13 protein-coding genes, 1 other RNA gene and 1 pseudogene are annotated in these 18,797 nt (G+C 31.1%); 2 read left to right on the top strand and 13 right to left on the bottom strand.

The window, feature by feature from the left end; all coding sequences use genetic code 11:
* Window positions 1-435: 435 nt before the first annotated feature.
* The 4 genes from BS101_RS06375 to BS101_RS06360 form a co-directional block, all read right to left on the bottom strand.
* Window positions 436-1,734 carry a LysM peptidoglycan-binding domain-containing protein gene (locus BS101_RS06375; RefSeq protein WP_073538058.1) on the bottom strand — a complete coding sequence of 433 codons (1,299 nt, stop codon included), beginning with the start codon at window positions 1,732-1,734 and terminating at the stop codon, window positions 436-438.
* A 68-nt stretch (window positions 1,735-1,802) separates the two neighbouring features.
* Window positions 1,803-2,714, bottom strand: coding sequence for a cysteine synthase A (cysK, locus tag BS101_RS06370; protein WP_073538057.1), 912 nt, complete (start codon window positions 2,712-2,714; stop codon window positions 1,803-1,805).
* A 41-nt stretch (window positions 2,715-2,755) separates the two neighbouring features.
* Window positions 2,756-3,904: a trans-sulfuration enzyme family protein gene (locus BS101_RS06365; RefSeq protein ID WP_073538056.1), complete on the bottom strand. Its 1,149-nt coding sequence runs from the start codon at window positions 3,902-3,904 to the stop codon at window positions 2,756-2,758.
* Between the two features lie 3 nt (window positions 3,905-3,907).
* Window positions 3,908-4,540, bottom strand: coding sequence for a class I SAM-dependent methyltransferase (locus tag BS101_RS06360; protein ID WP_073538055.1), 633 nt, complete (start codon window positions 4,538-4,540; stop codon window positions 3,908-3,910).
* Between the two features lie 859 nt (window positions 4,541-5,399).
* Here BS101_RS06360 and BS101_RS06355 point away from each other — a divergent pair.
* Window positions 5,400-5,921 (top strand): sigma-70 family RNA polymerase sigma factor, encoded by a 522-nt coding sequence (locus tag BS101_RS06355; RefSeq protein ID WP_073538054.1) that lies wholly within the window; start codon window positions 5,400-5,402, stop codon window positions 5,919-5,921.
* The gene (locus tag BS101_RS06350; protein ID WP_073538053.1) at window positions 5,911-6,885 is read left to right on the top strand and encodes a DUF4367 domain-containing protein; all 975 of its coding nucleotides are present in this window, start codon (window positions 5,911-5,913) and stop codon (window positions 6,883-6,885) included. Before BS101_RS06355 ends, BS101_RS06350 begins: the two co-directional genes overlap by 11 nt.
* 98 nt (window positions 6,886-6,983) lie before the next feature.
* Here the strand turns inward: BS101_RS06350 and ssrS are convergent.
* From ssrS to BS101_RS06305, 9 genes and pseudogenes are all read right to left on the bottom strand, one after another.
* Window positions 6,984-7,169, bottom strand: a non-coding RNA gene (gene ssrS, locus BS101_RS06345) — 6S RNA.
* Between the two features lie 135 nt (window positions 7,170-7,304).
* Window positions 7,305-7,952: a fructose-6-phosphate aldolase gene (gene fsa / locus BS101_RS06340; RefSeq protein WP_073538052.1), complete on the bottom strand. Its 648-nt coding sequence runs from the start codon at window positions 7,950-7,952 to the stop codon at window positions 7,305-7,307.
* A gap of 96 nt (window positions 7,953-8,048) precedes the next feature.
* Window positions 8,049-8,786 (bottom strand): 5'/3'-nucleotidase SurE, encoded by a 738-nt coding sequence (gene surE / locus BS101_RS06335; protein WP_073538051.1) that lies wholly within the window; start codon window positions 8,784-8,786, stop codon window positions 8,049-8,051.
* A gap of 56 nt (window positions 8,787-8,842) precedes the next feature.
* Window positions 8,843-12,295, bottom strand: a complete 3,453-nt coding sequence (gene addB, locus BS101_RS06330) for a helicase-exonuclease AddAB subunit AddB (protein WP_073538050.1) — start codon at window positions 12,293-12,295, stop codon at window positions 8,843-8,845.
* Window positions 12,296-12,409: 114 nt separating this feature from the next.
* On the bottom strand, window positions 12,410-14,854 hold the full coding sequence (locus tag BS101_RS06325) for a mannose-1-phosphate guanyltransferase (protein ID WP_073538049.1): 2,445 nt from the start codon (window positions 14,852-14,854) through the stop codon (window positions 12,410-12,412).
* 221 nt (window positions 14,855-15,075) lie between these two features.
* Window positions 15,076-16,020 (bottom strand): SPFH domain-containing protein, encoded by a 945-nt coding sequence (locus tag BS101_RS06320; RefSeq protein WP_073538048.1) that lies wholly within the window; start codon window positions 16,018-16,020, stop codon window positions 15,076-15,078.
* A gap of 54 nt (window positions 16,021-16,074) precedes the next feature.
* Window positions 16,075-16,500, bottom strand: coding sequence for an NfeD family protein (locus BS101_RS06315; protein WP_073538047.1), 426 nt, complete (start codon window positions 16,498-16,500; stop codon window positions 16,075-16,077).
* 34 nt (window positions 16,501-16,534) lie between these two features.
* Entirely contained in the window at window positions 16,535-18,451 is a 1,917-nt protein-coding gene (locus BS101_RS06310; protein WP_073538046.1) for an NAD(+) synthase, read from the bottom strand.
* A gap of 100 nt (window positions 18,452-18,551) precedes the next feature.
* A pseudogene (locus tag BS101_RS06305) lies at window positions 18,552-18,656 on the bottom strand (PD-(D/E)XK nuclease family transposase); the annotation flags it as partial.
* Window positions 18,657-18,797: the final 141 nt, after the last annotated feature.

Genomic DNA, 18,797 nt, shown 5'->3' with positions numbered 1-18,797 from the left:
ATGAGCTGTATTTCCTAGAGATTGAAGCTTAGCTATAACCTTAGTTGCTATGTCCAATGCACAATCCTGTTAAATATGGTTTATTCATCTGTAGCCTCCTTGACTTAAAGCAAGTGAAATAAACCTCTGCGCATTACAATTTTCAGAATTTAAGAATACTCCATTATTTTTTTATTCTCCATTATGAACCTCCTGTTTTAAACAAAATAAAAAGACCTAGTCATCTAAGCCTTTGTGATATACTCTTCCTTCCCCATTGCTTTAATATTTAAATTGTGATTGTTGCCAATTATTTTTGTTAATAACCTTCCGTAATTAGTTCGCATAATTATAAATATATTCATACTAATATAATTTAAAAAGGGAAACTGATAAACAATAAATTTTATATCAATTTCCTTTTTAAATTTACAGATATATATTTTTAATGTACCTTCAACTTACAGGTGGTATAACCTTTGTAATCTGAAACATGTTGTCTAGAATTCTCCAATTCTGTGGAAAAGCCTTGCCCAACTGCCAAAAGCTTACACCCCTTAATCCATATTCATTTACAAGTTTATATTTTGCTTCCATACTCCTGGCATCTTCAAACCATACCACATGTTCTCTGCCTTCTTCATCTATATAATTATAGTAAGGAGACTCAGCTTTAGTGTCATATTTAATTTGTGCCCCATATCTCCTAGCCCTATTTACTGCCTCTTGGTTTCCAATACTTTCTGCAAATTCCCCCCCTGGAGTATAAGGAAGTGTCCAATCATATCCATATAAAGGAACTCCCATCATTATCTTTTTAGGTGGAATTACACTTACTGCATAATTTATTACTTTACGTACTTCATTAATTGGTGCAACTGCCATAGGTGGTCCTCCTGACCACCCCCACTCATAAGTCATTATTATAACAAAATCAACTATCTCGCCATGAGCTCTATAATCATGAGCTCCATGCCAAGCACCAACTGTTACATCATATGTTTTCGGTGCTAGTGCGGTTCCTACCACATACCCTAATGGATGGGCTCTTGATACTAATTTTCTAAGAAAATCATTGTATTCTTCTCTATCAGAAGGTGGAATCCTTTCAAAATCAACTATAACTCCATAATAGGACTTCTTATCCATGGTATTTATTATATTAGTTATTAAGGTGTTTTGAAGATTTTCATTATTTAATATATTCCCTATTAATTCTGTATCAAAATTTGCTCCTGATAAATTGGTCACAGAAAGCAATGGTGCTACTCTGTTATTTCTGGCCAAACTAATAATAGTTTCATCTCTAAGTGGAGTCAATCCTCCTTCTGCTGTAACATGGTGGCTAAAAGGAGTTATATAAGTCAAATATGGAGCTGCATCATTTACAATTCTAGTTTCTCTATTAACATTAGAAGGCTGTATAAAGCCATTAGTTTCAATAACACCATAATTTTTTGACTTATTTGGTATTCTAAGTACCATTCCGGGATAAATGGCTGAAGTGTCTGAAATATTATTTAATTGGGCTATGCTATTTACAGAGACACCAAATCTTTCAGATATAGACCATAGTGAATCTCCTGGTCTTACTCTGTATGCTCTTTCTTTGGTTGGAATTACAAGTGATTCTCCCACTACTAAACTTAACTGAGGCTCAATACCATTGGCGTCTATAATACTATCTGGAGTAACTCCAAATCTTCTAGCTATGGACCATATAGAATCACCAGGACGAACTACGTGTATATTCAAATATAGGCGCTCCTTTTTTATTTATTATCATTAATCATTATATTCATTACTTCTATTTCTGTTCTAGCTTAATGATAAATATTTTTACTAAAATACCTATCGCCTCTATCTGGAAATACTACAACTATATTTCCTTTATCTATAGACTGTGCTAATTTTAAGGCTCCTACCAGAGCTGCACCTGAAGAAGAACCAACTATTAATCCCTCTTTTTCAGCCAATCTCCTTACCATATAAAAGGCTTCTTCATCATTCACTTTTATAACTTTATCTACTAAACTCATATCCATGGTTTCAGGAATAAAATTATTACCTATACCCTCAATACCATAGCATCCTTCAGTTCCGCCTCCCATAGTAGAACCTTCTGGATCAACTAAAATTGATTTTATATTTTTATTTTTTTCTTTCAAATACCGTGCAACACCTGTAAAGGTTCCACCACTGCCTGCACCAGCTACAAGATAATCTATATTTCCCTCCATGTCCATATATATTTCAGGACCTGTAGTTAGATAATGTGCTTTAGGATTATCTTCATTTTCAAACTGTTTTAACGAAATTGAATTTGGTATATCACGAAGAAGCTCTTGAGACTTTTCTATGGCACCTAACATACCTTCTTCTTTTGGAGTGTTTATTATTTCTGCACCTAAAGCTTTCATCAATATTTGCTTCTCCTGTGAAAATTTTTCCGGAACTACAAATATAACCTTATATCCTCTATTTAATGCTCCGAGTGCAACCCCTAATCCTGTATTTCCTGCTGTAGCCTCCACTATAGTGTATCCTTTATTTAAAAGCCCTTTTTTTTCTGCACTGTCTATCATATATAATCCAATTCTATCTTTTACACTTCCTCCAGGATTAAAACTCTCCAATTTAGCAAATATACCAATCTCTTTTTTTACATTAAGATTATTTAATTTTAGTATAGGAGTATTTCCTACCATTTCTTTTATATCATTATAATAAACCATATTGGTACTCCTCCATATTATTTTTTACTTTTCAGATTATATTATCTTGCAAACTCCAATGCATTTTTTAAATCTTCTATGAGATCTTCTTTATTTTCAAGACCTACAGATAATCTAATTAACCCATCTTCTATTCCAATCTCCTGTCTTATCTCATAAGGTATAGCTGCATGGGTCATAGTAGCTGGATGGCATATCAGGGATTCTACTCCTCCCAGACTTTCTCCTAGAGTTATAAGTTTTAATCCTTTAAAGAATTTATTTATATCTAATTCATCTCTTAATACAAAAGAGAGAATTGCTCCATACCCCCTGGCCTGAGATTTTTGAATTTCATGATCAGGATGGTTTAAAAATCCTGGATAATAAATTTTATTTATTAAATTATTTCCCTTTAAAAATTCAGCTATATAATTAGCATTTTCATCGTGTCTGTCCATCCTAACAGACAATGTTTTTATTCCTCTTATCAGAAGCCAACTGTCAAATGGATTTAATATACCTCCTGTAGAATTTTGAATAAAATGAATTTTCTCTCCTAATTCTTCATTGTTTACTACAAGGAGACCAGCAATCAAATCACTGTGCCCCCCCAAATATTTAGTGGCACTATGGAGTACTATATCAGCTCCCAATTTTATAGGTTTTTGCAGATATGGAGTCATAAATGTATTATCTACAATTGTCATCACTTTATTTTTTCTTGCAATTTCACTTATCTTTGCTATATCCGTTATAGTCATAAGAGGATTAGTAGGAGTTTCAATAAATATTGCTTTAACATTTTGATTTCGATTAAGACTCTCTCTAACTTTTTCTAAATCACTGGTATCTACTAATTCATACTCTAAATTAAAATTTTTAAATATCTTATCTACAACTCTAAAGGTTCCTCCATATACATTACTAGAAAGTATTACCTTATCTCCACTTTTAAAGAGCATAAGCACTGCTGATATAGCGGCAAGTCCTGATGCAAAGGCAAACCCTCTGCATCCTTCTTCTAAATCTGCAATTAATTTTTCCACAGCTTCTCTTGTGGGATTTCCTGTTCTCGAGTATTCATAGCCGCTATTTTTGCCAAGTGCTTCTTGCTTGTAAGTAGAAGTTTGATATATAGGCACACTAACTGCTCCTGTAATTTTATCTCCATCTATTCCACCATGTATCAACAATGATTCAATTTTCATTAGTTATTCTCCTTCCTTAACCCCGCTTGCTATAAATATTCCTGTTTCCGTATATTCACCTTTACTTGAATAAGCTTTACACTTCAGTTCTGTAGTCTCAATGCCTATTTTTTTAAATCCTGCTTCATTCATCCAATGTTTTATTTGTTCATGGGAAAATCCAAGCCATTCATCATGCATTTCAATTCTTGCCCACTCTCCATCATGCTCTTCCACATCTGATATGATAAACATTCCTTTATTTTTTAAAATTCTATAGGCTTCTTTTACTACCTTTTCAGCATCTACAACATGATGAAGTGCCATATTCATATAAACAGCATCTATAGACTCATCAAATAAAGGAACATCCACTGCAGAGCCTTTTATAGGATATATATTTTTTATTCCTCTATTTGAAGATGTATTATGCAATTCCTTTAACATATTTCTAGAATTATCTATAGAAAACACCAATTTTGCCTCCTGAGATAATGCTAAAGAAATAAATCCAGTTCCACAGCCTAAATCTGAACATATTTTATCCTTTATATTAAACTTAGAAAGTACAATATACTTCAATCTATCCTCAAAATAATCTTCCCTAATTACATTCCACCTATCTGCAATAGAATCAAAATAAGCTACTGAATTCATAATTATTTATCCTCCTAAAAATACATAATTAATTTTTAATTCTAAATAGAAAATGTCCTTCAAATTCCGGAATTTTGAAAAACAAAAACCTTCTGCCTCTATACAGAGGCAGAAGGTTACTTCCGCGGTTCCACTCTGTTTATCCCATATAAACTTTATAAAAACTATATAAATACAAGTTTACATGTGAAAACTCTTTATTGGTACAATCATACCTCAACGTTTTAACGTACGTACACGCTGAAATCTACTAAGATTCAACTCAGTGCTCAAAGATGCACTTCAATTACCTCCCACCAAAACTCCCTCACACCCAAGGGGAATTATCTCTTGTAGTTTTGTGTAATTTACTCTTCTCATCATCGCAATTATTATTAATCTACTATGTATTAAATTTACAGTTTCATAATACTACATAAATTTAATATAATCAAGAAAAATATTTTACCTTTTAATATATAAATTTAGTTAGTCTTATTATATACAAAAACATATAATTTGTTAATAAAAAATTTTGTATGAATATAAAATAATAAATACACAATATTAATTATATCTTTCAATTTTAATTATATTCTAAAAAATATTAATTATAAGAAAATTTAAATACTTTACAGTTTAAAAATCCTAATTTAAAATTAATTATAATGAATATTTTAATATGGAATTTTCAAGAACACATATTAAAAATGATTACATGACTAAAAAACAATAATTTTTACATAAGACAAAAATTATAATCTATATATGCAAAATTACGGAATAATTCATATCTTCTAATTGATACTATGAAAATATAGTTATGAACCAGGAGCATAAAATAAGTATATTCCGTCTAATATAGAGGAAGGAGGATAATTTGGACAAGGAGCTGGAAAGGCTAATGAATTGTTATGGAAATGACATACTAAGGACTGCCTACATTTACCTTAAGGATATACACTTGGCAGAGGATGTCTTTCAGGATGTATTTATAAAAGTTTACAATAACTTTGATAAATTCAATGGAAAAAGCAGTGAAAAGACTTGGATACTTACTATAACCATAAACACTTGTAGAGATATACTTAGAAGTTGTTGGATAAAAAAAGTTCTGCGATTCGATGATACTGAATACGGAGTATTTAATTCTACAGATGATTTAAATGATACAGAAGATACCGTAATTAAAAATATAGAATACGAAGATATTTTAAAAAAGGTTATGGATTTACCAAAAAAATACAAGGAAGTTATACTCTTGTATTATTATCAGGAGTTGTCCACCTCCGAAATAAGTAAAATTTTAAAGATACCTGAAGGTACTGTAAGAAGCAGACTTTACAGAGCAAGAGGAATATTAAAATATAATATAGGTGGTAGTATTGAATATGAAGGATAACATGAGAAATTTAAGGGAAATAACTAATTTAGTTTTAAAAGACATCCATGTAACTGAAAAGTTAAAAGATGATACTCTAAAAAAGTGCAAATATAAAAAGAAATTAAGATTAAAACCTATATATGCTGTAGGTATATCTACTGCAATAATTATATTTGCTCTAATAGATTATCATCATTATACTAATTTCCATAGTAATATAACTAAAAAATATATATATAATAATCCTATTGCAAGAGTGTCTATTAAGGCCTTAGATAAAATTATAGGAAAATCCACAGAACCCGAATTAAAAACCACAGAGGATAAATCAAAAAAATCAATACCGGCTAAAGATAATCCCTCAATTAACAGTGAAATTTCTCAAAATACCAAAGAAGATGTAAATTCAAAATCTAATTCTACTTCAGATTCAAAACCTAATATAAATAACAACGATAATACTACAACTTCACTACCTGAATCAAATGATACTACTGATTATCCCGTGGAAAATAAAAATCTAGAATCTGAAGATAAAACCACCGCGGTAAATCCAACAGAAAGTTCGGAGGAAACTAAAACCATATCTCCTGATACGTTAAGCCTTGCTAATGCTCAAGACTATTTTGGAGGAAATATTTCTATGCCTTCCTATGTACCAGAAAATTTTGCACTGACAAATATACATATTCCAGAAGATACAGAAACAGGGAAAATTATAACTATCGATTATAGCAACCCCGAAAATAAATATTTTAAGTTAATCCAAAGTAAAGAACTTTCTTATAATAGTTTTAATATTTCTGGTGAAAAAGTATCTATTAATGATAAAATCCAAGGATATATATATATATATAATGATCCAACTGTTTCAGATTCTCCTATAGTACAGATATGGTGGACTAAAGACAATATTGAATATACTATATGTGGTAATATATCTAAAGACTCTATATTATCTATAGCTAAATCAATTAAATAATATAAATATAGGATCCCCATTAGTGACACCACTTTATTATACAATACGTAAAAAGAGAGATTAAAATCTCTCTTTAAAAATCATAACTTTAACGATTACACTTATCCAAAATACCGCTAAACTTTATTTTGACACCTATATAACTACAGGTGGATGTCCTCACAGATGTATTCATCTTCCTCATATTTAAGAACTAGTAGAGGATACATGTACCCATCTAAATATTGAACTTCCGTTTAAATAATGTAGTTCAAAACAAAAGCTTGCGTATATTTCAGAATATAATCAGTTATCTGCGATTTGCACTTAATTAACTTTTATTTCATAGTCATTATATAACAACCAATTTATTATGTCAACTATGTATTCTTAAAATTTTATTATATAATTAGTAACAAATTTAGTAATTATATAACATATTATTTATCAGAAACACTTTCCCAATCTTTAAGGAATCTTTCTATACCAATATCAGTTAAAGGGTGCTTACACATCTGCACTAAAACCTTATATGGAACTGTAGCAATATGAGAACCCAAAGCAGCACATTTAACTACATGTATAGGTCCTCTTATACTAGCAGCTATAATTTCAGTAACTATATTCTGAACTTTAAATATAGTTACTATTTCCTCTATTAATTTAATTCCATCCATGCCTACATCATCTAATCTTCCAAGGAAAGGGCTTACATATGAAGCTCCAGCTTTTGCAGCTAAAAGCGCCTGTGCTGCAGAAAAAATTAGAGTTACATTGGTTTTTATCCCTTCCTGCGAAAGAACTTTTACTGCTTTTAAGCCCTCTTGTGTCATTGGAATCTTTATTACAATATTTTTATGTATTTTTACAAGTTCCCTAGCCTCTTTTACCATTCCATTCCATTCTAAACTTATTACTTCCGCACTGATAGGACCATCTACTATATCAGTTATTTCTTTCACAACTTCTTTAAAATTTCTACCTTCCTTAGCAATTAAGGAAGGATTAGTTGTAACTCCACATATTATACCCATATCATTTGCTTTTCTTATTTCATCCACATTAGCAGTATCTATAAATAGTTTCATTAAAAATTTTCCTCCTCTTGTTTTGTATAATTAGAGTTTATATATCTATATTTTTACATTAGAAAAAGTACAATGTACAGTTTAAATATATACATATTATTTTTCAGTAAAAAGATTATTAATATCCCCTAATATTTTATAATTAGTTAAATCATAATGCAAGGGACTAAGTGCTGCATATCCTCTTTTTACATAATATATATCCGTATAATTATAGCTCAATTCTTCTGTCTTTTCACCTTTATCATATATTTCCTGCAAATGGTATTTGAACCCAACTCTGCATACCTTTAGGCCTTTTATTTTTTCTCTAGGTAAACATGGTACATTTAAACTTAAAACTACATTTTCATCTTTGTTTTTATACTTATCCTTATATATATAGAAAACTTCCATAGCATATTCTGCCGCTATATTATAATCATAATTACCTCCCTTAGTATCAAGAGATACAGCTATGGAAGGAGTCTCGCATATAGCAGCTTCTATAGCTGCAGATACAGTTCCAGAATATAAGGAATCTATACCTAGATTAAAACCATTGTTTATTCCAGATATAACCATATCTATTTGATTATTTCCTAATTTTCGCACTCCTAATCTGGCACAATCTGCAGGAGTACCAGTAATACTATAAGCTTTTGAATTTATTCCTTCAAGTTTTACTTCCTGTACAGTCAATTCACCTGGTACAGTAGTTATGCAGTGGCCGCTGCCACTTCTTTGTACATCCGGTGCCGCAATTATAACTTCATTATCCTTTTCAAAGTGTTTAGCCAGTACCTGTATTCCTTCTGCCATTATTCCATCATCGTTAGTCAGTAACAATCTCATTTTTTATCCTCCAATGCTAATTATAATGTATATTTAAATCAAAAATTACGAACACACTATTCTTGAACTTTATTTTCTATACCCTTCCATATTTCTTCATCACTTTTATCTTCAATTATTCTATATTTATTTCCTTTTATAGAAGTATCAAATTGACATATAGCCGAATATTCACAATAACTACAGCCATTTTTAGTTTTATTTTTATAAGGGGTAACCTCTATATTTCCAGTCAATATTTTCTTGCATAAATCCGCTATAGTACTTCTTACATACTTCCTTAGAAGTTCAAACTGCTTTCTTGTGGCCAATGACGATTTAGACTTAGAAAGATTTCCATCTTTCTTTATGGAAACAGATATAATATCTGAACTTTTCTCCATGCTGGTATCCATCTGCCTTATTACATTTACATCATTTAAAAGCAATCCATTCATTTTTAAACTTTTGGTTATTCTATCTTCTATTTCATGATCAGGTATATTTTCTTTAGTCCTTACTATAGGATCTTCCAACTTAAAATACAATAACCCCGCAGGAATAGATTTCCCTTTAGTCGTTTTATCAAACTCTGTAAGTATGGCATCTAAATATATTAAAAGCTGCAATTGAAAACCATAGTATACATCAGAAAGCTTAAATTCCCGGGTGCCTGATTTATAATCTATTATTCTAATATAAGTTGTTATATCTTCTTTTGCTGTATCCACCCTATCTACTTTTCCTGTAAGGCTAACCTTTTCTCCTGAATCTAACTCTATTGAGATAGGAGGAAAATCCCCTATTTCTCCAAAGACAAGTTCATAGGCCCTAGGTATAAATCTCCCTTTTTTCATATGTTGTGCTATAAGCCATACAGACCTCGTGAGAGTTTTCTTTAATTTATCCGTAACATGTTTATATTTTTTCGAACTGTTTAGTACGGAATTAGGGCTATCATGCAAAACATTGTCTACCAAATCATTTATATTTTCTTCACAACATTTTTCATCTACATTTTCCCAGGTCAAACTTTTTTCTTTTAGACCTATAGAAAATTTTTCAAGTATACCATGCATAAAGCTTCCCAAATCTGGAGCACTTAAACTGTACATTTTCCTGTCTTTAACCTTAAGTCCGTATTGTACAAAATAGCCAAAGGGACACTGTGCAAACTTCTCTAATCTTGAAACGCTCATATTTAGATGTTTTCCATAGAGCCTTCTAATCTTAGCTAAATCTGAAATTTTAATTTCATTATTGTAACAGAATGCACCTAAAACCGTCTCTAGTCTTTTATTCCAGATTTCATGTTCTCTGTACCATCTGTAAACATCTATCCAAAGTGAATTTATATTTTCCCTATGACCTAAATTTCTTCTTATATTTGAAATTAACATATTAAAAGTGGCTTTAGGACTGTTTACAGCTTCTATTCCCTCTTCATATCCTGATGCATCCAACAAATTGCTTTTTTCCTGTAATTTAGGAAATATCTTCTTTATCATAGATATAACAACAGAAGGTCTTCTAGCTTTTCCTTCTTCGTCACTCATAGAATAAGTCAATGTCAGATATTTATCTACTATAGTTAATGTAGCATATATTAAAAATTGTTCTTCAAAAGCCCTACTTCTTGTATTAGGTGCTATTTCCAATCCATTTTGTTTAAGTTCATCCCTGTCCTGATCTGTAAAAACCCCTTCCGGCGATATAGTTACAGGAAAGATTCCATCATTAACTCCAGCTATGTAGAGTGCACTTATATTATAACTTTTTATTCTGGTTATATTACTTACTAAAACCTGATCTAAGGCAGGAGGTATTACCCCTATTTCATATTGTGAAAATCCTATTTCAAGTGCCTCATTGAATATTTCCATTCCAAAAGATTGTTCCCCTAGTACATCTACTATTTGATCTAGTACATCTACTACTATATCCCAAATCTGACTGTATTCATTTGCCTTATCTAATCTATCAGTATTTCTAAACTCTATTATAAGTTCTTCTACTTTTTCTTGTATTTTAAGCTCACATAAAAAATTATAAAGTCCCTCGCAGATGTGCCTTCCTTTCTTCTTCCCCTTTATGTCATTAGAAAGCTTCAATATGGGTTCTCTGACCTTATCCCTTATGGAATTTATTTTATTTAAATATTCTTGTTCCTCTTCAGAGTCATTCTCTTTAAAGCTGCTATAATTTATTTTAAAACTCCAGGGTTTTGTATCTAGCCATTGCTTTCCTCTTATTCCATTAGCCAGCACATAATTCTCCAAAATATCTATATCATCAAATTCTAAATCCAAAAGTCCTGTCTTTAGATATCTGAATACAGACTCATAAGACCAGCTTTTAGCCAATATTTCAACAGCAGAAATTATTAAAATTACAATTTGATTATGGATAATTTCTCTTTTTTTATCTATAAAATAAGGTATGTCGTATTGATTAAATACTGCTTTTATTAAATTTTCATATTCATCTAAATCTCCTGTAACCACTGCCATATCTTTAAATCTAAGATTTTTATCTCTACAGGCTTTTACTATGTCTCTTGCAATATAATCTATTTCAGTGTATTTATTTAGAGCTTTAAATATATTTATGTCCTCTGTAGGTTTCTCATAATTCTTATAAGGATATGAAAACAAAGAATGTTGAAGGTGTTGAAGTGCAGTACTATTTTTAAATCTATAACATGGACTGCACCTTAAATTTACTGGTTTCTGGTAGATTATATTATTTTTTTCTGCTATTTGTAAAATATTTTGCTCTGTAATTTTAATAGGTAAAAACAAGTCTATGCTTTCTCTTTCTGAATATTCCCCCAATGCATCCATACACAAGGTTATATTTACTCTATATGCACTACACATAATTTTTTCTATTACACTGTATTCCTGAGGGGTAAAGATAGAAAATTCATCTATCCATACCTCCGCATTCTTAAAAATAATAGATTCGTCCAATTTTTCACATAATATGTGCAGTGTATCCTCTAAATCTATATAATTTCTGCTAAGTCTATTTTGAAATTCCAGAAACAACATTCCTATATCTTCCAATTTGTTTTTTAAACTTTTATTTTCTATACTATCTAAATTTTCCTTTAAAAGCTCTGGAGATATATTGTACTTCTTAAATTCTCCTATTATATCTGAAACCAGGTTTACAAAACCCTGTTTTTTTGCAGAAGTTTTGTAAACTTTTAATTTATTCTTGTTTTCTTCTATTATTTTATACAAAAGTATATTTTTGCCTGCATCATTTATATATTTTTTAATTCCCCCTCCTACTTCATCAAATACTTTTTCCGCCATCCTTCTGAAACTAAGCACCTGAGCCTTTAAAGTTCCCTTTTCTCCTATTGACTTTATCAAATTTTTTTCCGCCTGAAAAGAAAATTGTTCTGGAACTAAAAGTATCAGATTTCTGTTACTACCTTCTTGTATTCTTCTTTTAATATCTTCAAGACAATAATGACTTTTACCGCTTCCTGCTCTTCCATATATAAACCTTATACTCATACAATCACACCTATACTACTAAAGATTAATCCTGCTTTTAATATTATTTACTATTTTAAATCTGTTATATATAATTTTAAAGTATATAAAAATAAATAACAAGTAGAAGATATTTTAGTATTCTTTAGTTATGGTGGTGATTTTGGTTAAAATGTCCTCTGTAAGTTTATTGAGCTTTTTATAATCACTGCACTCTGTATATATCTTACATAAAGGTTCATCTGCATCCGGCAGTACTAAGGCCCATCCATCTTCAAAATTAAGTTTTACCCCTTCAATTAAATCTATAGATTTTGAAATATTTTCTTCTATTAGGTTTCTCATAAGTTTCCCTTTCATATTCCATGGACACTTTATTTCTTTTTTGAAAGTATAGTATTGAGGAATAGTAGAAGTTATCTGTGAAAGGGTTCTATTACAGTTTGCCATAAAATTAATAACCATGGCACATACACTCACTGCATCCAGCGTCATAAGATATGCACTTACCATATCCCTCTCACTTAAATAAGGAGAATTTTTTAAATAAGTTTCTAGTATAAATTTATGGGCAGTTTTGGTTCTTATAAATTTACACCCGCATATTTTAGCCAGTTTTTCCATGGTAGAAGAAGCTGTAACTGGAACTACTAAAGTTCTTATGTCATGGGTTTTAAGCATAACCAGTGCATTTAAGGCATCATATAGATTGTCCTTTATTATACTTCCTTTTTCATCTATAATAACTGGTTTTTTACATTCTTCATCTATTTCAATTCCCAGACTTGCACTATCTTCTACAACTTTTTGAGCTAGTCCTTCCGTATCTCCAAATTTGTCATGAAGCTTTACCTCAACTTTAAGCTCCTTTAAAATTTCACTAATTACTTCAAATATCATAGGATCTTCTATACTTAGAACTGCTCTGTACTTTTGAATTTTTATATTTTCAAGAGAAAGTCCATTTATAAGCTGTCTTTCATAATATTCTAGACAATTGTATATATACTCCATATGTTTAAATTTATCTGATCTGACTCTTCTAAAGTCCTCTCTTATAAAACTGCTCTCTATCTTTCTTTCCATGGCCCTATCTATATTAAGTCCATTTTTATCCATGAATATTATAGTAACCTTTTCCGGGGCATTTCTATTTACACATACATAAATTCCTGCCTGAGCCCCAAAAAAAAGAATTGACTGTCTTATAAAGGCCATAGGCATTTTTTTTAAATCCATAACCTCCATCCCCATGGACAAAAGCCCTGTAGCCAAAGAATATTTAAACATCTGTGCCGCCCCATTATCGCTGCAGGCTATGGCAACTCTGGAATCTGCCTTTAGAATAGAACCATAGGCAGAACCAAGCTTTGAAACAAATTCTGGAGTTATATCTACATTTATCTCTCCGCTAATACCATTTTTCCCAAAAATAGATTTTGAGGCTTTTTCTTTCCATATTATATTGGAATTTACCAAAGTACCGCTTTCTATTATTTTATTTGGCCATATCTTAACTCCAGGCTTTATTATGGCCTTATCCTTTATAATGGTATCATTTCCAAGGGCAGCTTCTTCAAATATACAACATTGGGATTCAATTTGAACTTTTTTACAAAGCACGGCACCTCTTATCTGTGCCTTGTCCCCTATATAACAGTTATTAAAAAGTATACTCCTCTTTATGGTAGCCTCCTGAGATATAATGTTATTTTCCCCCAACACAGTATAAGGACCAATCTGGGCATTTTTATATATTTTACTGCCTCTTCCTATATATACGGGTTTTAAAATATTAGCCTGGGGACTTATTTCACATTCTTCTCCCATCCATATATCTTCACCATATTTTTCTGCATTTATGTTTATATTTGCAAGTCCCTTTAATATATCAAAATGGCATTTCATATACTGATCGATATTTCCTATATCACACCAGTAACCTTCTGCCACGTACCCAAAAACAGGTATCTTCTCTTTTAAAAGAAGCGGAAAAAGGTTACCACTGAAATCAAATTTTTTATTTTTTTCATAATATTTAAATATTTCTGGTTCTAAAATATATATTCCTGTATTTATTTTGTCACTAAATACTTCACCCCATCCTGGTTTCTCCAAAAAACCGGTTACTTTTCCTTTGTCATCTGTAACCACCACCCCAAATTCTAAGGGCACTGATTCTTCCTTCAGTACTAAAGTAACCACAGCACCTTTTCTCTTGTGAAAAGCAATGGCCCTGGATAAGTCTATGTCCGTAAGAGCATCTCCACTTATGACAATAAAAGTATCATTTAAAAATGCCTCTGCATTTTTAACACTTCCAGCAGTGCCTAAAGGTGTTTCTTCTATGAAATAACTTATATTAACCCCAAAATCCCTGCCATCCCCAAAATAATTTATTATCTCATCCGGTAAATACTGTAGTGTGGCTCCAATATCTTCTATTCCCGCATTTTTAAGCAATTCTAATGCATATTCCATTATAGGTTTATCCATAATGGGCATCATAGGTTTAGGTATGTTACAGGTTAAGGGCCTTAACCTAGTTCCTTCTCCTCCTGCCATTATTATAGCTTTCACAAATATCACGCCCTTTATCTATTTTTAATATTAAATCTTATTTTCCTCTTTAGTTTCAGTTTTAAACATCATCTTCTTTACAATCACTTGATATTCTATTATATATTAGTATATTCTATATTATTACAATTACTTGTCCATTCCATATAAAATAACATAAAAAATAGAGTGCCACAGGCTAACCTTGTTATCCCTGTCACACTCCATTTTCACTTTAAACATTATTTAACTTTATTTACCTGCAGCATATCAGCTATTGCTGCCATATTTCCAAGAGATGATATGGCCTCATTTGGAAGTATAAGCTTATTTGCTGGATTTTTAGCCATTTCTTTTAATGCCTCTATTTGTTTTAAAGCTATTACCTTTTCATCCGTACCAGAATCTATTATGGATCTATTTACCAAATTAATAGCCTCTGCTTCTGCTTCTGCAACAGATTTTATTGCCATTGCCTTACCTTCTGCTTCTAACATTTGAGATTGTCTAAGTCCTTCTGCCCTTCTAATATTTGCTTCCTTTTCGGCTTCCGCTTGAAGTATTTTAGCCTGTTTTTCTCCCTCTGCTCTTGCTATGTCACTTTGTTTTTGTCCTTCTGCTTGAAGTATTACAGCTCTTTTATCTCTTTCGGCCCTCATCTGTTTTTCCATGGCCTGTTGTATTTCAGCAGGAGGCATAATATTTTTAATTTCTACAGACAATATTTTTATTCCATAGGCATCTGTTATATCATCTACCACCCTTAAAAGTTCTCCGTTTATTTGATCTCTTCCTGAAAGCACCTCATCTAAAGTCATATTACCTACAATATTTCTCATGTTGGTAATAGTTGAAAAAACTATACCTGCTCTATAATCTTCTATATTGTATATAGCATCCTTTGGACTTAACACTCTATAAAAAATAACATTGTCTATAGATATCTTTACATTGTCCTTGGTTATAACACTTTGGGGTTCAATATCAAGTATCTGCTGCTTAGTTGAAACCTTTCTCCTTACGAAATCAATGAAAGGAATTATGAAATGCCATCCTGGTTCAAGTGTCCTGTGAAATTGACCCAGTCTCTCTATAATTGTAACATACCCAGTATTTACAATCTTAATAGAAGATACCACCGCTGCTAAAATAATTATAACTATAATTAAAATTACAATTGTACCCATGATACTTATCCTCCTTAAACTATAAATAATTAATCATTGCCTAGCATACACAGCTTATATTTTCTTTATAATTAATCTATTTCCCTCCAATGCAGTTACTTTCACCATGTCACCCTTTTTTAAGGCATCTCCCTGATTTTTTATATTCCAGTAAACTCCATCAATCCTTAAAGCATTATTTTTAACCATCTCTTCATCTACAACAATTTCCTTTCCCACATAGGTTTCTTCTCTGAGAGGAGTAGGTTTTACATATTTTTTAATATTTTTCTTTACTATTGGATAACAAATAACTATAAGTACTACGCTAATTACTAGAAATACCATAAGCTGAGTTATAAAGGGGTAATTCAATATTTCAGCTATAATTGCTCCAATGGCTCCCACCGTAAACCATACAAATAGAAAGCTGCTTGTTATTATGTCTACTGATAGGGCCACTATTCCAATTATAACCCATAAAATAATACTATTATACATACTTCCTCCTTTCACTACTAAAATTGTTTATTCTTTATTCAAGCCATAAATTAAAACTGGCATCTGAAGGCATTCTCCAGTCACCTCTTGGAGATAAACTTACAGTACCCACCTTAGGACCATCTGGAATTGCAGAACGCTTAAACTGCTGAGTAAAGAATCTCCTTATAAACATATTAAGCCATTTCTCAATAGTGCTAATATCATAGTCATCTTTAAATGCATGTTTTGCTAAAAATAATATCTTTTTGTGGGAATAATTATGTCTTACAAAATAATATAAAAAGAAATCATGAAGTTCATAAGGTCCTACTATATCTTCAGTTTTTTGAGATATCTCACCATCTTTTCCTTTAGGAAGAAGTTCTGGACTTACAGGAGTATTTAATACATCTATTAAAATATCACCTATATTTTTTGAAACCTCCCTATCTGCAACATATCTAACTAAATATCTCACAAGAGTTTTAGGAACAGAACAATTTACTCCATACATGGACATATGATCTCCATTATAAGTACACCATCCAAGGGCAAGTTCCGACAGATCTCCTGTACCAATTGCAAGGCCCCCTTCTTTATTTGCTATATCCATTATAATTTGAGTTCTTTCCCTTGCCTGAACATTTTCATAGGTTACATCATGTATATTTCTGTCATGAGAAATATCCTTAAAATGTTGAAGACAAGCATCTACTATGTTTATTTCTCTAAATTCCGTACCTAAATTTTTACACAAGCTCACCGCATTGTTATAAGTCCTGTCTGTAGTTCCAAATCCCGGCATAGTTATAGTTATTATATTTTTCCTTGAAATTTTAAGAACGTCAAAAGTTTTCACTGTAACCAGCAGTGCTAATGTAGAATCAAGCCCTCCAGATATACCTATAACTGCCTTTTTTAAATTAGTATGACTCACTCTTTTTGCAAGGGCTGAAGTCTGTATATTAAATATTTCTCTGCATCTTGCTTCTCTCTCATCTTCATTTGAGGGTACAAAAGGATGTTTGTCAATATTTCTATCAAACTCTCCACAATCTAAATTTTCAAATTGAAATTCTATATTTACAGGCTTTTGTGAACATTTCTTTACATTATCTCTAAAGCTCACATTTTTCAACCTTTGATTATTCAATCTACCCAAATCTACAATTGAAGTAACAACTTCATTGTCCCTATTAAATCTTTCATTGGCTTTTAACAATGTACCGTTTTCACAAATGCACAAGTCTCCGCTAAATACCAAATCTGTAGAAGACTCAAATACTCCAGACGAAACATACATATAGGAACACATACATCTTGCACTTTGGGAAGATACCAGATTTCTCCTGTAAAAAGACTTGCTTACGATTTCATTGGATGCAGAAAGATTTCCTATGATATTTGCACCCATAAGAGTTAAATAACTGCTTGGTGGTATTACAGCCCATAAGTCCTCACATATTTCAAAAGCAAATTTAAACTTTCCACAGGTAAATATTAAATTCACTCCAAAAGGTATATCCTTTTGAAAATATAAATCCACCCTTTCATCTATAATATGCAGCCCCTCTGTAAACCATCTTTTTTCATAAAACTCTTCATAATTTGGAATATAGCTTTTAGGCACAACACCTAAAATTTCACCATCGAATATTATATATGCACAATTATATAAACAATAATTAAATGCAAGAGGTGCTCCTACTGCTATGAGTATATCTTTATCCTTGGAATAATCACAAAGATTTTTTAAAGCCTCTGTGGATTTTTCCAGGAGCAATTGCTGTTCAAAAAGATCTGCACAGGTATAGGATGTCATAGAAAGCTCTGGAAATACCACAAGTTTTGATTTTTCTGTTAAAGCCTTATCTATACATATCTTTATATTATTTAAATTAAATTCTATATCTGCTACATTTGTTAAGGGGCATGCTGCTGCTATCCTTATAAAATCCATTGATGACATATTTCTTCCTCCTTGGTAATAGTCTAATCTTATTATATACTTATATGCATTATAAGTATAGACACAAAATATTTGTTCCCAAGGTAACAGAGCTTTATATTTCCGAAAGTACTGAATTTATAAATGAAATTAATATGTCTTTATTTTCGGGACTTCCAAATAATTTCTTAAATGCAAAATCTACTTTGGGATTTAACCTGCATATTAAAAATACACCCCTTTTTCATAGTTTTCATTCATCTTTGCTATATTTTAATTTTATCAAACAAAGAATAAAGATTCCATATACGATTTACAAAATAGATTTAAAGATAAAAAGTGTAAATACAGTATTCTTAGCTTCAGT

The sequence above is a fragment of the Clostridium kluyveri genome (assembly GCF_001902295.1).
Lineage (GTDB): Bacteria > Bacillota > Clostridia > Clostridiales > Clostridiaceae > Clostridium_B > Clostridium_B kluyveri_B.
This window is presented reverse-complemented; position numbering and strand designations above follow the sequence as displayed.

Bases quoted from the DNA above. Each gene is read 5' to 3' on its own strand.
- cysK (WP_073538057.1), bottom strand. From the start codon at position 2,714: ATGGTTTATTATAATGATATAAAAGAAATGGTAGGAAATACTCCTATA.
- BS101_RS06365 (WP_073538056.1), bottom strand. From the start codon at position 3,904: ATGAAAATTGAATCATTGTTGATACATGGTGGAATAGATGGAGATAAA.
- BS101_RS06360 (WP_073538055.1), bottom strand. From the start codon at position 4,540: ATGAATTCAGTAGCTTATTTTGATTCTATTGCAGATAGGTGGAATGTA.
- BS101_RS06350 (WP_073538053.1), top strand. From the start codon at position 5,911: ATGAAGGATAACATGAGAAATTTAAGGGAAATAACTAATTTAGTTTTA.
- fsa (WP_073538052.1), bottom strand. From the start codon at position 7,952: ATGAAACTATTTATAGATACTGCTAATGTGGATGAAATAAGAAAAGCA.
- surE (WP_073538051.1), bottom strand. From the start codon at position 8,786: ATGAGATTGTTACTGACTAACGATGATGGAATAATGGCAGAAGGAATA.
- addB (WP_073538050.1), bottom strand. From the start codon at position 12,295: ATGAGTATAAGGTTTATATATGGAAGAGCAGGAAGCGGTAAAAGTCAT.
- BS101_RS06320 (WP_073538048.1), bottom strand. From the start codon at position 16,020: ATGGGTACAATTGTAATTTTAATTATAGTTATAATTATTTTAGCAGCG.
- BS101_RS06315 (WP_073538047.1), bottom strand. From the start codon at position 16,500: ATGTATAATAGTATTATTTTATGGGTTATAATTGGAATAGTGGCCCTA.
- BS101_RS06310 (WP_073538046.1), bottom strand. From the start codon at position 18,451: ATGTCATCAATGGATTTTATAAGGATAGCAGCAGCATGCCCCTTAACA.